The following is a 14,071-nucleotide window of genomic DNA, read 5'->3' as shown; positions in this document are numbered from 1 at the left end:
CATGGACCTTTTCGCCCTTATCCTGCTGGCCGTGCTGATTGGCGTGCCGCTGATCGTCATCAGCCTGTACAACGGCATCGTCGGCAACCATAACCGGGTCAAACGCGCCTGGGCCGATGTGCTGACCTATGAGCGGCAGAAGACCAAGGTGCTCGATGCGCTGCAAGAGCAGGCCGGCCTGTACCGCGACCATGAACAAGGCGTGCTGGCCGGGATCACCCGCCTGCGCAGCGCCATTGCCGAGCTGCCTGTCGAGGCGGACGGCAAGACCCTGGCCAAGGCCGAGGACGCCACCCGCTCGCTGCTCGGCGGGCTGCGCGTGGCCTTCGAGGCCTACCCCGAGCTCAAGGCCTCGGAGCTGATGAACAACCTCATGCGTGAAATCGCCGAGCAGCAACAGAACGTCGGCGCGGCCATCGTGATCTTCAACGGCGAAGTGGAGCGCTTCAACAACGGCATCCAGATGTTCCCAGGCTCCTTGGTCAACAGCGTGATGAACAAGCATGCGGCCGTCACCCCGTTCACCGATATCCAGGCCGCCAGCGCCTTCGACTACACACCCAACCTGTAAGGCCGATCAGCGCTGCGCGATGCACGGCGACACGAACAGCTCGCCGCGCCACGCCCCGCGCAAGGTGCGGCTGGCCACCAGGGCCCAGAGCATGGCCAGCGCCACCACCAGCACCTGACCGAACACGCTGAAGAAGCCGAGCTGCAGCCAGGCCGCCAGTTTCAGAGTGGCCAGGCAATACACCCCCAGCGGGAAGGTAAAACCCCACCAGCCCAGGTTGAACGGCATGCCCTGGCGCATGTAGCGCAGGGTGATCAGCACCGCCGTCAGCAACCACCACAACCCCGCGCCCCACAGCACGATACCGGCCACCAGGCCCAGGCCACGGGCCACCTCGCCCAGGCTGCCCAGGCTATTGGCGGCGAACACCGCCGGCGCGTCGCCACCGAGCACCAGCATGCCCAGCGCACCGGTGCCGATCGGGCCCAGGGCCAGCCAGCTGGAGGCCGCCATGTTGGCCGGCGGCAGTTTGTGCAAGGCCATGCGCAGCATGAGGATGGTGAGGATGCTGAACGCCACCGGCAGCGACACCGCCCACATCACATAGCTGGTGATGACCACCAGGAACTGTGCGTGAGCGTCCGCCAGGTGCGGCGCCAGCAGCCCGCCGCTGGCGGCGGCGACTTCGGCAGCCACCACCGGCAGCAGCCACACCGCGGTCATCTGGTCGATGCTGTGCTCCTGGCGGGTGAACATCAGGTAGGGGATGGCCACCCCGCACAGCAGCGCCAGGCCCACATCCAACCACCACAGGCCCTCGACCCACGGCACCACCGCCTCGCCCCAACGCGCCAGGCCGAACACCAGCGCGCCATTGAGGATGGTGGCCAGCCCCATGGGGATGGTGCCGAAGAACATCGACACGGTGGAGTGGGCGAAAATCCGCCGGGCCTCGTCGAAGAACAGCACCCAGCGGGCGCCATACAAGACACAGAACAAGACGAACAGGCCAATGGTCAGCCACCACAGCCCTTCGGCCAGGCTGTCCAGCAGCGGGATGTGCAACTGGTGAAAGGCCAGTGCCAGCACGCCGGTACCCATGGTCGCGGCGAACCAGTTGGGGGTGAACTGGCGGATCACCTCGCGGGGATGGGCCAATTGGCTGAACGGGCGCCATGAAGGTGCGCGGGTCTGGGTGCATGGCATGGGCTGTCTCCTGGCCTTGTGTAAGGTGAATTCATCTTATGCCTTTGAAGAATATCTATATAACGGGTAATTTCTCTAACTGTTATCGATTTTAAAGATATAGCCCATGGCATGCCGCCTGGCATATGCTTGGCCGCTAACAAAGACAAGGATCCGTCGATGCTGCGCGCCCTTAAAAGCTACCCTGCCGCCGTCCGCCTGCTGCTGTTCACCACCTTCACCCTGACCACGGCCCGGGCGATCACCCTGCCCTATCTGGTGGTTTACCTGTCCGCGCACATGGCCCTGTCGATCGGCCAGACGGGCCTGCTGGTCGGTGGCGCGATGTTCCTGGCCTCGTTGCTGAGCCTGTATGGCGGGCACCTGGTCGACACGCTGCGCAGCCACACGCTGATCGTGGCGAGCGCGCTGGTGTTCGCCCTGGCCATCGCGGGGATGGTGGCCAGTACCTCGGCAGTGCTGTTCTTCTGTTTCCTGGTGGTGGCCAACCTGGCCCAGACCGTGGTCGACATTGCCGCCAAGGCGGGGTTCTGCGCCTTGCTGCCCGAAGACCAGCGCGGCGAGGTGTTCGCCATCAAGTACACCTTCAACAACATCGCCTGGGCCGCCGGGCCGATGCTCGGGGTGCTGCTGATCGAAGCCGACGACCACCTGCCGTTCCTGGTGTCGGCACTGATTGGCCTGGGCCTGAGCCTGGCTTATCACCGCCTGGGCGAACGCAGCCTGTCGAGCCAGGCTAAGGGCGCGCCGGCGGCAGGCTTCATCCAGGTCGCCCTGGGCATGCTGCGCGACCGGCGCTTGGTGTGCTTCACCCTGGGCGGCGTGCTCAGCGCCGTGGTGTTCGGGCAGTTCACCGCCTACCTGTCGCAATACCTGGTGGTGAGCATCCACGACCCCGCCGAAGTGGCGCGGCTGGTGGGCTACCTGGTGACCACCAACGCCCTCACGGTGATCGCCCTGCAGTACCTGATCGGCCGGCGCATGGCCCGCCAGCACCTGATGCCCTGGTTGATGGCCGGCATGGCCATGTTCGTCGCCGGGCTGCTGGGGTTTTCCCTGGCCGGCTCTGCAGTGGCCTGGTGCTTGGCCATGCTGGTGTTCACCTTGGGCGAAATCATCGTCATTCCCGCCGAATTCATGTTCATCGACCTGATCGCACCGGAACATCTGCGTGGGATCTATTACGGCGCGCAGAACCTCTCCAACTTGGGCGCGGGGCTGGGGCCGATGCTGGTGGGCCTGGCCCTGGGGTACATGGCGCCGGCGTCGGTGTTCTATCTGTTGATCGGGTCTGTGCTGCTGGCGGCGGTGTTCTACTGGTTGGGCACGCGCGGGGCCCAGCAGCTCTAGGCTACCTATCAGGGCCCTATCGCTGGCAAGCCAGCTCCCACAGGTTCCGCGCATTTCTTGGGGCAAGCACTGTACTTGTGGGAGCTGGCTTGCCAGCGAAGGGACCGCACAGGCTGACTGTACTGCCTGCGACGTCCTGCCACTGCGACCAACGTCGGCGCTGACGAACCCGCCCCTGCGTGCCAGACTGATTGATCGTGACCGCGTTTCATTTTTTGCTCCGGAGTTTGCATGTCGTTGTCCAGCGGGCTGATCGCCGTGGTCGCCCTGGCCTATATGGCCATCATGTTCGCCATCGCCTTCTACGGCGACCGCCGCAGCACCCCGTTGCCGCCGAAGCTGCGTGCCTGGGTGTACAGCCTGTCGCTGGCGGTGTACTGCACCAGCTGGACCTTCTTCGGCGCGGTCGGCCAGGCCGCCGAGCAACTGTGGGCATTCCTGCCGATCTACCTGGGCCCAGTGCTGCTGCTGATCTTCGCGCCCTGGGTGCTGCAGAAGATGGTGCTGATCAGCAAGCAGCAGAACATCACCTCGATCGCCGACTTCATCGCCGCCCGCTACGGCAAGTCGCAAACCCTCGCCGTGGTGGTGGCGCTGATCTGCCTGGTCGGGGTGCTGCCCTATATTGCCCTGCAGCTCAAGGGCATCGTGCTGGGGGTGAACCTGCTGATCGGCGCCAACGCCGACGCTACCGGCAGCCGGGTGCAGGACACCGCGCTGGTGGTGTCGCTGGTGCTGGCGCTGTTCGCCATCGTCTTCGGCACACGCAGCCTGGACGTCACCGAGCACCACCGCGGCATGGTCCTGGCGATCGCCTTCGAGTCGCTGGTCAAGCTGCTGGCGTTCCTCGCCGTGGGCGCCTTCGTGGTGTTCAACCTGTACGACGGTTTCGACGACCTGTTCACCCAGGCGCGCCAGTCGGTGCACCTGGAAAGCTACTGGCAGGAGACCATCAACTGGCCGTCGATGGTGGTGCAGACCGCCGTGGCGATGATGGCGATCATCTGCCTGCCCCGGCAGTTCCACGTCACCGTGGTGGAGAATATCGAACCCCAGGACATGCGCCTGGCACGCTGGGTGTTCCCGCTGTACCTGGCCCTGGCCGCGCTGTTCGTCGTGCCCATCGCCCTGGCCGGGCAGATGCTGCTGCCGGGCACGGTGATCTCCGACTCGTTCGTGATCAGCCTGCCGTTGGCCGAAGCCCACCCGAGCCTGGCGCTGCTGGCCTTCATCGGCGGCGCCTCGGCGGCCACCGGCATGGTCATCGTCGAGGCCGTGGCGCTGTCGACCATGGTCTCCAACGACATGCTGCTGCCCTGGCTGCTGCGCCGCAACAACGCCGAGCGGCCGTTCGAAGCGTTCCGCCACTGGATGCTCTCGGTGCGCCGGGTGACCATCGTGGTGATCCTGCTACTGGCCTATGTGAGCTACCGCTTGCTCGGCTCCACCGCCAGCCTGGCGACCATCGGCCAGATCGCCTTCGCCGCCGTGACCCAGCTCACCCCGGCCATGCTCGGCGCGCTGTACTGGAAACAGGCCAACCGCCGCGGCGTGTTTGCAGGCCTGGCCGCCGGCATCTTCCTGTGGTTCTACACCCTGGTGCTGCCGATCGCCGCCCACAGCCTGGGCTGGTCGCTGTCGCTGTTCCCGGGACTGGCCTGGCTGCACGGCAACCCGCTGGACCTGCCGATCACCCCGCTCACCCAAGGCGTGGTGCTGTCGCTGGCGGGCAACTTCACCCTGTTCGCCTGGGTCTCGATCCTGTCGCGCACGCGGGTCTCGGAACACTGGCAGGCCGGGCGCTTCATCGGCCAGCAGACCAGCGCCCGCCCCAGCAGCAAGCCGCTGCTGGCCGTGCAGATCGACGACCTGCTCAACCTGGCCGCGCGCTTCGTCGGCGAAGAGCGTGCCCGGCAGAGCTTCATCCGCTTCGCTTACCGCCAGGGCAAGGGCTTCAACCCCAACCAGAACGCTGACGGTGACTGGATCGAACACACCGAGCGCCTGCTCGCCGGGGTACTCGGCAGCTCTTCGACCCGCGCAGTGGTCAAGGCGGCCATCGAAGGCCGCGAGATGCAACTCGAGGACGTGGTGCGCATCGCCGACGAGGCCAGTGAGGTGCTGCAGTTCAACCGTGCGCTGTTGCAGGGCGCCATCGAGAACATCAACCAGGGCATCAGCGTGGTCGACCAGAACCTGCACCTGGTGGCCTGGAACAGGCGCTACCTGGAGCTGTTCAACTACCCTGACGGGCTGATCAGCGTCGGCCGGCCGATCGCCGACATCATCCGCTACAACGCCGAACGCGGCCTGTGCGGCCCGGGCGAAGCGCAGGTCCATGTGGCCCGGCGCCTGCACTGGATGCGCCAGGGCCGGGCGCACTCCTCCGAGCGGCTGTTCCCCAATGGCCGGGTGATCGAGCTGATCGGCAACCCGATGCCCGGCGGTGGTTTCGTCATGAGCTTCACCGACATCACCCCGTTCCGCGAAGCCGAGCAGGCCCTGCGTGACGCCAACGAAGGCCTGGAGCAGCGGGTGGCCGAGCGCACCCACGAGCTGTCGCAGCTCAACCAGGCGCTCACCGAGGCCAAGAGCCGCGCCGAGGCCGTCAGCCAGTCCAAGACCCGCTTCCTCGCTGCCGTGAGCCACGACCTGATGCAGCCGCTCAATGCCGCGCGGCTGTTCTCCGCCGCGCTGTCGCAGCAGGCCGAGGGCATGAACGACGAAGCCCGGCAGCTGGTGCAGCACATGGACAGCTCGCTGCGCTCGGCCGAAGAGCTGATCAGCGACCTGCTGGACATCTCGCGCCTGGAAAACGGCAAGGTCACCCCCGACGTCAAAGCTTTTGCCCTCAACGAGCTGTTCGACACCCTCGGTGCCGAGTTCAAGCTGCTGGCCGCCGAAAAAGGCCTGGCGTTCCGCCTGCGCGGCAGCCGCCTGCGGGTGGACAGCGACATGAAGCTGCTGCGCCGGGTGCTGCAGAACTTCCTCACCAACGCCCTGCGCTATGGCAAGGGCCCGATCCTGCTGGGCGTGCGGCGCCAGGGCGAGCGCCTGTGGCTTGAGGTGTGGGACCGTGGCCCGGGCATCGCCGACGACAAGCTGGCGGTGATCTTCCAGGAATTCAAACGCCTGGACAGCCACCAGACCCGCGCCGAAAAAGGCCTAGGCCTGGGCCTGGCGATTGCCGACGGCTTGTGCCGGGTACTGGGCCATCAGCTGGAAGTCCGCTCCTGGCCGGGCAAGGGCAGCGTGTTCCGGGTCAGCGTGCCGATTGCCCGCAGCGCCGCACCGGCGACGCCGGCACCGATGGAGCAGCCAGGCCAGCCACTGGCCGGGCTGCAGGTGCTGTGCGTGGACAACGAAGACAGCATCCTGATCGGCATGAACAGCCTGCTCAGCCGCTGGGGCTGCCAGGTGTGGACCGCCCGCAACCAGGCCGAATGCGAGGCGCTGCTGGCCAAGGGGCTGCGCCCGCACCTGGCACTGGTGGACTACCACCTGGACGATGGCGAGACCGGCACCGGGCTGATGGGCTGGCTACGGGCGCGCCTGGGCGAGCCGGTACCGGGGGTGGTGATCAGTGCCGACGGGCGCAACGAGACCATCGCCATGGTCCATGCCGCCGGCCTGGACTACCTGGCAAAACCGGTCAAGCCCGCAGCGCTGCGCGCCCTGCTCAATCGGCATCTGAGCCTGGTTCAGTAACCGCTTCGTCGCTCAAGGCGCGCTCGATCAATTCGGCCGGCAGGCTCTTGCTGGCCCGGGCGCCGAGCAGCTTGAGCTGCTCGCTGCGGCTGACCAGGTTGCCGCGCCCTTCACAGAGCTTGTTGCGCGCTGCGGCGTAGGCCTTGTCGACCTGTTGCAGGCGGGCGCCGAGTTCGTCCAGGTCCTGGATGAACAACACGAACTTGTCGTACAGCCAGCCAGCGCGCTCGGCGATCTCGCGGGCGTTCTGGGTTTGCCGCTCTTGCTTCCACAGGCTGTCGATCACCCGCAGGGTGGCCAGCAGGGTGGTCGGGCTGACGATCACGATCTGCCGGTCGAAGGCTTCCTGGAACAGGTTCGGCTCAGCCTGCAGCGCCGCCGAGAACGCCGCCTCGATCGGCACGAACAGCAGCACGAAATCGAGGCTGTGCAGGCCATCGAGGCGGTTGTAATCCTTGCTCGACAGGCCTTTGACATGGTTGCGCAGCGACAGCACATGCTGCTTGAGCGCGGCTTCGTCGTTGTTGCTGACGAACTGCTGGTAGGCGGTAAGGCTGACCTTGGCATCGACCACCACCTGCTTGTCGCCCGGCAGCATGATCAGCACGTCGGGCTGGAAACGCTCGCCATCGGCGCTCTTGAGGCTGACCTGGGTCTGGTATTCGCGGCCCTTTTCCAGGCCCGCGTGCTCCAGCACCCGCTCGAGGATCAGCTCACCCCAGTTGCCCTGGGTTTTCTGGCCCTTGAGCGCCTGGGTGAGGTTGGTGGCTTCGTCGGACAGGCGCAGGTTGAGCTGCTGCAGGCGCTCGAGTTCCTTGCCCAGCGAGAAACGCTCGCGGGCCTCCTGCTGATAACTTTCCTCGACGCGTTTTTCGAACGCCTGGATGCGTTCTTTGAGCGGGTCGAGCAACTGGCCCATTTGCTGTTGGCTGGTCTGGGCGAAGCGCTGCTCGCGCTCGTCGAAGATCTTCGTGGCCATTTCGGCGAACTGGGCGCGCAGGGTGTCACGCGCTTGCTGCAGGTCTTCCAGGCGCTGTTGGTGGCTTTCCTGCTGCTCACGCAATTCGGCCTCCAGGCGAGCCGCCTGCGCTTCGAAGCGGCGCAGCTCGGCTTCACGGTTGGCACGCTCAAGGCTCCAGGCGTGGGCGGCGTCGCGGGCATTGTCGCGGTCGATCTGCAAGAGCTCCAGCTCGCGCCCCAGGGCGGCCAACTGGGCCTGCTTGACGGTGTTGGCTTCGCTCAGATCGCTGATCTCGTCGCGGCCGGCGTCAAGCTGGGCCTGCAGGCCTTCGTGGGCCAACTGGGCACTGCTCAGGCGCTCTTCGAGCAAGGCCCGCTCTGCGTCCCGGGCACCCTGGCGGCGCTGAACCTGCATGACCCATCCCAGGCAGGGCAAGGCACCCGCCACCAACCCCAGCAGAATGCTGGCCAGATCCACTGCCATGGTTACCCCGAACGATCTTTTGCGAATGCTGCGCAGCTTATCAGCAGCTTGATCAGGTTGCCTGCGAGGCCTCATCGCGGAGCGAGCCTGCACTGATGTACCACACGACAGCTGTAGGAGCGGGCCTTTCGCGGCACAAGGCCGCTCCTACCGTAAGACAGTTGCTCCCACAGTGCGCAGCGCGATCAGCTGTCGCCCCACTGGCGCAACAACCGCCGCGCCTCCTGTGAGCCCTGCCCCGCCGCCAGCTCCAGCCAGTAACGGGCCTGCTCGGGCTCCTGGGCCTGACATGCACGCCCGTACTCCAGCTGTGCGCGGCGATCACCGGCACGTGCAGCCTGGCGCAGCAGCTCGTGGCCGATGCGCCGGTCGCGGGCGTTGCCACAGTCGCGGCACAGCATCTGCCCCAGGCGGCTCTGGGCCACCACCACACCCTGGCGGGCCGGCTGTTTGAGCATACGCCCGGCTAGGTGCTTGACGCTGGGCTTGTCGCCCAGGCGCGGGCTGTCGAGCAGCCACAAGGCAACTTTCAGGGAAAAGTGTTTTTTGGGGGGCAACGATGTATCCGGACTGGCGAGGTGTTTACCGCGAAACTTCATGACCGACAGCGTAGGTGACTCAAGAGGCGCGCCACTCTACTCTTTTTTTTTCGCTACGGCCCGGCAGACTTTCGGCCAGGATCGATTTTTTTTCATGTTTTTTTCTTGACGTTTTTGCGAGGCGTATCTCCACCCCCGCTGCACCACCCCGATTGTCGGACACTTGCCCAAACTGCTGGCACGCCCGTGCTAGAGCAAGTGCTCGTGACAATCCACAGAAGCTGTGGATAACTCGGTGGACAACCCCCTCATGAAGCCCGCAAACCCCTATGAACCGGGGCTTACAGTCAAACTGTCGATTTTTTCACCAGTAAAAATTAGTGTTTTTTTTCATTGACTTAAGCTTGCAGTCAAGTCATTGGCGAAGCGTTTGCAGCCTGTTGCACGGGGCTAACAGCCAGTGTCTCAAATGTGTACAAGTGCACCATCAAACGGCATGGGCGTGCTCGAAAACAGGCCATCCAGGCATTCGATGGGGCAGCTCCCCTCTTCACAGCACCGACAAGAATCGACATAATGGCCGGCTTCGCTGAAAACAACTGGATGCTTGCCAACCCTCGAACATTCGTGTAGGGTGCGCCCTGTTAGTACCCAGCTGAAAGTCAATTCCGGCCACACAGTCCTTGCATACGCCCTCGACCACGAGCAGGCAATGCCCCATCAGGACCGGCCCATTCGATGATCCACTTGGCAGCCAACGCTGCTCAAGCACGAATCACGTCTCAGATTGATCAGGATCTTCCCCGGTGCCTCGAACCCTGGCCCCGGTGTGCTGCCTGCCTTTTGTCGTACCTACCAGTCAGCCCAGCGCCCACCTTTGCTTGCGCCACTCTGGCTGCCCTGTTCCAGTCAGGTTCTGCGTCTCCTTAATAAAGACGTCACTGGAACGTTTCTATTGTGCACGGATCAAACACCGTGTCTTACGCAGGAACATCCAACAATATGAGTAACCATCATCAAATTCAGGTTGCCGCTGGCACCCTCTCCAAAGCCTTCGCTCCACTGAAGTGCCTGATCGTAGCGCCCCGCAAGGGCAGCTTCAGCTTCACCCTGGTCGACGAGTATGGCGTCGCTTGCCACTCCGAGCGCCTGTACCCGGACCAGTACACCCGCGCCGAGCCCTTGCAGGCAGTGATCGAGCGCACCCGCCAGTCGCTGGTTGCATGAATGAATGGCGCGCGATTCATGCCATGAATCCATGCCCATGCAAGCTGCCTGACGGTTCTTGGCTTAATTGCCAGCGGGCATATGCCCCGCGACCTCAGGCAGCAATCGATTTAAAAACAGCCCTTTACACCATGCTTATCACACTACACTTCAACTCGAGCGGCCGTGGTCGCTTCCGACGGGCCTGACCACTCACCAGCTGCCAAGCTCCAGCGCCCGTCGGTCCTGATCTGTTCGAGGGCACCATGGGCATCGCTGCGAACGAGTTGAGTCGATACGTGATCCGGCCAACGCTGATCTACCTGAACCGCCACTGCGAAAGCGCCGAAGCATTGTTACTGGGCGTTGCCGCCAGCCAGTCGGCACTGGGCTCCGCCTTGCACGACCGGCGCGGCCACGGCCTTTACCGCATTGCCGAGCACCGCCACCGCTGCCTGTGGGACCAATTCCTCGCCCGTGACCCCGAGCTGGCCAGCCTGGTCCGTGGCCTGGCCAGCCAGCACGCCTTCCTCGGCGGGCCGCACCTGGAACTCACGGTAAACCTGCGTTACGCCACCGCCATTGCCTGGATGCTCATCGAGGAGCAGGCCACCCCGCTACCCGCCGCCGACGACCTGTTGGGGCTGGCGCGTATCTGGCGCCAGACCTTCAACCCCCAGGGCCGCTTGCGTGACTTCGCCAGGGCCTGGCAGCACTGCATCGAACCCGTCGCGACAGAACCGTTCTGAGAGTCGTTCTCGTATACACCCCGGAAAAAAGGAATTTTGGTCGGATTGTCCTACAAAACCGCTCTATCTCCGGCGATACAGCCTATAGCGTGGAGCGAGATTTGTTGGTAGCTTTCCGCCCCGGAGATCCCAAGGAGTTTCTAATAATGAAAAAAGCAATGCTCAAAACCTCCCTCGGTATTGCCGTTGCCCTCGCTTCCAGCCACTTGCTCGCCAGCGGTTTCGCGCTGAACGAACAAAGTGTCAGCGGCATGGGGACAGGTTTCGCGGGTCGTTCTTCTTCTGCCGAAGATGCCAGCACCGTGTACGGCAACCCGGCGGGCATGGCGCGCCTCAAGCGCGAACAAATCACCGTGGGTGGCGCAGCCATCTTTGCAAAATCCGACATTTCCGGCCGTGGCAGCAACCTCGGGGGGGAAACCGACGGTGACATGGTCCCGGTCGTCGGCGTGCCGATGGGTTACTACGTCAAGCCGATCGACGATAACTGGAGCGTCGGCTTCGGTGTATACGTACCGTTCGGCCTGGTTACCGACTATGGCAGCGGCGACGCCGCACGCTACTGGGGCAAGAAGAGCCACGTCGAAGTGGTGACCTTCCAGCCCACCATCAGCTATGCCTTCAACGACAAGGTGTCGATCGGCTTCGGTCCGACCATCAACCGCATCAAGGGCGAACTGGGCTCGAACACCGTCAACCCGTTCACCCCTGGCCGCAATGACGGCGAAGTGAAGATCAAGGGCGACGACACCGCCGTCGGCTACAACATCGGCATCATGGTCCAGGCCACCGACCGCACCCGCATCGGCCTGACCTACCACTCGATGGTCGACTACAAGCTTGAAGGCGATACCAAGGTCAACAACGCGCTCCTCGGCCCGTTCAGTGGCAGCAAGTTCGACGCCGAACTGAAGATCAAGACGCCGGAGTCGGCCGACTTCTCGATCACTCACGAGCTGGATGACCAGTGGACCCTGTACGCAGGCACCACCTTCACCCGCTGGAGCCGCCTGAAAGACATCACCGTCACCAACGAGCTGCCGGCACAGGTTGCCGCCAGCCCGGTCGGGCGCGGGCTGGGCACCATCACCGAGGAGCAGAACTGGCATGACACCTGGGCTGGCGCCATCGGTGCGGCCTACAAGGTGAACAAGGAGTGGACCCTGCGCACAGGCTTCTCCATGGACCAGTCGCCGACCAACAACCAGGACCGCTCGCCGCGCATTCCTACTGGCGATCGCAAGATCTTCAGCCTGGGCGCCGGCTACAGCCCGACCGACGACATGACCATCGACGTGGCCTACTCCTACCTGTGGGAGGAAGACACCAAGGTCAACCTGGCAAGCCCGACCAAGGGCACCTATCAGGCCAAGTACGAAAACAGTGCCCACGGTATCGGTGCATCCCTCACCTACCGCTTCTGAGTCACTGCCGCAGCATGAAGAAACCGCCCTCGTGGCGGTTTTTTCATGCCTGCACGTGCCAGCTGTCGCCCAGACAGTCCTGCAGATACGCCATGAAAGCACGCACCTTGGTGGTCATGGCATGGCGGTCCGCCAGGCACAGGTAGACATCCATCGGCTCGGTCTGGGCGTAGGCCTGGGTGTCGTCGCTGAACTCGAACAACGGCACCAGCCGCCCGGCGTCCAGGTGCGGTCGCGTGATGAACTCGGCCAGGCGGGTGATACCGCCATCGTTCAGTGCCATCTGGGTCAGGGCATCGATGTCGTCACTGATCAGTACCGGTCCGAACTGCGCCTCGAAACGCAGGCCATCGCGCATGAACCCCCAGGGCAGGAAGCGCCCGTCCACCGGGTAGCGGAACACCAGGCAGCGGTGCTCGCGCAGCGCCTCAGGCGTAACCGGCCAGCCGTTGGCGGCCAGGTAACCGGGCGAGGCGCAGCAGATGAAGGGAATACGCGCGATATGCCGGGCCAGCAGATGATCTTCGAGCTGCGGGGTGATGCGCAGGCTGACGTCGACGTCCTCGCGGGCATGATTGACCTTGCGGTCAGTCATCACCAACTCTATCGAAAGCTGCGGATAGCGCGCGGCAAACGCCGGGATCAGCGGCGCCAGCACATGCCGACCAAAGGCCGAACTCGAGGCAATGCACAACCTGCCCTGCGGTTCGCTGTCGGGCGTGGCCACGGCTTGCTCGGCCAGGGCAAGGTCACGCTCGATATGGCTCACCCGCGCGTAGTACAGGCTGCCTGCCGGTGTAAGCGCCATACTGCGGGTGGTACGCGACAGCAGGCGGACCTGCAGGTGAGCCTCCAGGCGCGCCAGGTTCTGGCTGACGGCTGCCGGGCTAAGCCCCAGCACGCGGGCGCCCCCGGCAATGCTGCCGGCCTCGACCACCTTGATGAAACTGCGGATGGCGTTGAGCAGGTCCATGTCGTGCCCTTCGGATTCGTAAGAATCTCTTTATAAAGAACACACTGGGCAAGGTCTACAGGCGCCTGGGCAGTCATTGCTAACCTGCGCCCTCACCTTTCGAACAGGAATCGCCATGAACGAGCCCCTTACCCTGCGCACCCGACGCAAGCTGCATCCAGGTGCGACACCCTATGTGTTTGCCTTTTTCATGTCGGGGATCATGGCCATGCTGATGTGCTTCGTGATCACCGCGGCCACCGCCGGGGTGGGTGACGATTACCTGAGCAAGGTGCTCAAGGCCTACCAGCTGGCGATGCCGGTGGCCTTTGTTTGTGTGCTGATGGTAAGGCCACTGGTTGTGCGCCTGGTGGCGCTGACGGTGCACCCTTATTCAGGCCAGCTCACGGCTGCGACGCAATCGCCTTCTCGATCGCCGCAGTAAACGCCGGATCATCCGGCTTGGTCAGGCTGGAGAAATTGCCGATGACCTTGCCCTTGCGGTCCACCACGTACTTGTAGAAGTTCCACTTCGGTGCGCTGCTCTGATGCGCCAGCTCGACGAACAGCGGGATCGCATCCTTGCCGCGTACCGGCTGGGTCTTGGTCATGGTGAAGGTCACACCGTAGTTGGCGTAGCAGACCTTGGCGGTCTTCTCGCTGTCGGCGTCTTCCTGCTTGAAGTCGTTGGACGGCACGCCCAGCATCTCAAGCCCTTGGCCGTGGTAGGCCTTGTAGGTCGTTTCCAGCCCTTCGAACTGCGGGGCGAAGCCGCAATAGCTGGCGGTATTGATCACCACCAGCGGCTTGCCGGCAAAGCGCTGGCACAGGTCGATCTGCTCCTTGCCACGCAATTCGGGCAAGCTGCCCTGCAGCAAGGCCGGGCAGTCAGCAGCCCAGCTAGAAGTCGCGGCGGCCAGGGCCAGCAGGGGTAAGGTCAGCCAGCGTGCATGCATCAAGGGGTGCTCCTGCAGGAAAATGC

General features: G+C 64.1%; 12 protein-coding genes. 7 read left to right on the top strand and 5 right to left on the bottom strand.

Features of this window, described 5'->3' with window-relative positions; translation table 11 throughout:
• The first annotated feature begins 1 nt into the window (after window position 1).
• A complete protein-coding gene (locus LOY51_RS06800) occupies window positions 2–571 on the top strand; it encodes a LemA family protein (RefSeq protein ID WP_258645353.1) in 570 nt (189 codons plus the stop codon).
• 6 nt (window positions 572–577) lie between these two features.
• Here LOY51_RS06800 and LOY51_RS06795 read toward each other — a convergent pair whose 3' ends face one another.
• On the bottom strand, window positions 578–1,717 hold the full coding sequence (locus tag LOY51_RS06795) for a TDT family transporter (RefSeq protein WP_258645350.1): 1,140 nt from the start codon (window positions 1,715–1,717) through the stop codon (window positions 578–580).
• Window positions 1,718–1,876: 159 nt separating this feature from the next.
• Here LOY51_RS06795 and LOY51_RS06790 point away from each other — a divergent pair, with 159 nt between their 5' ends.
• Complete coding sequence (locus tag LOY51_RS06790; protein ID WP_258645347.1) at window positions 1,877–3,067, top strand: MFS transporter; 1,191 nt, start codon at window positions 1,877–1,879, stop codon at window positions 3,065–3,067.
• 231 nt (window positions 3,068–3,298) lie between these two features.
• Window positions 3,299–6,775, top strand: coding sequence for a hybrid sensor histidine kinase/response regulator (locus tag LOY51_RS06785; protein WP_258645346.1), 3,477 nt, complete (start codon window positions 3,299–3,301; stop codon window positions 6,773–6,775).
• On the opposite strand, the gene LOY51_RS06780 is transcribed toward LOY51_RS06785, so the two are convergent.
• Both LOY51_RS06780 and LOY51_RS06775 read right to left on the bottom strand, forming a co-directional pair.
• Window positions 6,747–8,105 (bottom strand): DNA recombination protein RmuC, encoded by a 1,359-nt coding sequence (locus LOY51_RS06780; protein WP_190306077.1) that lies wholly within the window; start codon window positions 8,103–8,105, stop codon window positions 6,747–6,749. The two genes, LOY51_RS06785 and LOY51_RS06780, sit on opposite strands and share 29 nt — an antisense overlap.
• A 299-nt stretch (window positions 8,106–8,404) precedes the next feature.
• A complete protein-coding gene (locus tag LOY51_RS06775; protein ID WP_125463010.1) occupies window positions 8,405–8,818 on the bottom strand; it encodes a tetratricopeptide repeat protein in 414 nt (137 codons plus the stop codon).
• A gap of 942 nt (window positions 8,819–9,760) precedes the next feature.
• Here LOY51_RS06775 and LOY51_RS06770 point away from each other — a divergent pair.
• The 3 genes from LOY51_RS06770 (at window position 9,761) to LOY51_RS06760 (ending at window position 12,137) form a co-directional block, all read left to right on the top strand.
• Window positions 9,761–9,985, top strand: coding sequence for a hypothetical protein (locus LOY51_RS06770; RefSeq protein WP_125463009.1), 225 nt, complete (start codon window positions 9,761–9,763; stop codon window positions 9,983–9,985).
• Between the two features lie 245 nt (window positions 9,986–10,230).
• On the top strand, window positions 10,231–10,713 hold the full coding sequence (locus tag LOY51_RS06765) for a hypothetical protein (RefSeq protein ID WP_125463008.1): 483 nt from the start codon (window positions 10,231–10,233) through the stop codon (window positions 10,711–10,713).
• A gap of 146 nt (window positions 10,714–10,859) precedes the next feature.
• On the top strand, window positions 10,860–12,137 hold the full coding sequence (locus tag LOY51_RS06760) for an OmpP1/FadL family transporter (RefSeq protein WP_125463007.1): 1,278 nt from the start codon (window positions 10,860–10,862) through the stop codon (window positions 12,135–12,137).
• A gap of 43 nt (window positions 12,138–12,180) precedes the next feature.
• Here LOY51_RS06760 and LOY51_RS06755 read toward each other — a convergent pair whose 3' ends face one another.
• Window positions 12,181–13,110 (bottom strand): LysR family transcriptional regulator, encoded by a 930-nt coding sequence (locus LOY51_RS06755; RefSeq protein ID WP_125857742.1) that lies wholly within the window; start codon window positions 13,108–13,110, stop codon window positions 12,181–12,183.
• 115 nt (window positions 13,111–13,225) lie between these two features.
• Between LOY51_RS06755 and LOY51_RS06750 the strand changes: the two genes are divergently transcribed.
• On the top strand, window positions 13,226–13,534 hold the full coding sequence (locus tag LOY51_RS06750) for a DUF2798 domain-containing protein (RefSeq protein ID WP_258645341.1): 309 nt from the start codon (window positions 13,226–13,228) through the stop codon (window positions 13,532–13,534).
• On the opposite strand, the gene LOY51_RS06745 is transcribed toward LOY51_RS06750, so the two are convergent.
• On the bottom strand, window positions 13,494–14,045 hold the full coding sequence (locus LOY51_RS06745) for a glutathione peroxidase (RefSeq protein WP_125463004.1): 552 nt from the start codon (window positions 14,043–14,045) through the stop codon (window positions 13,494–13,496). The two genes, LOY51_RS06750 and LOY51_RS06745, sit on opposite strands and share 41 nt — an antisense overlap.
• Between the last annotated feature and the right edge of the window lie 26 nt (window positions 14,046–14,071).

This window comes from Pseudomonas sichuanensis (genome assembly GCF_024749065.1).
GTDB classification, from domain to species: domain Bacteria; phylum Pseudomonadota; class Gammaproteobacteria; order Pseudomonadales; family Pseudomonadaceae; genus Aquipseudomonas; species Aquipseudomonas sichuanensis.
The sequence above is the reverse complement of the archived record's forward strand: the minus strand, read 5'-3'. Positions and strand labels throughout refer to the sequence as shown.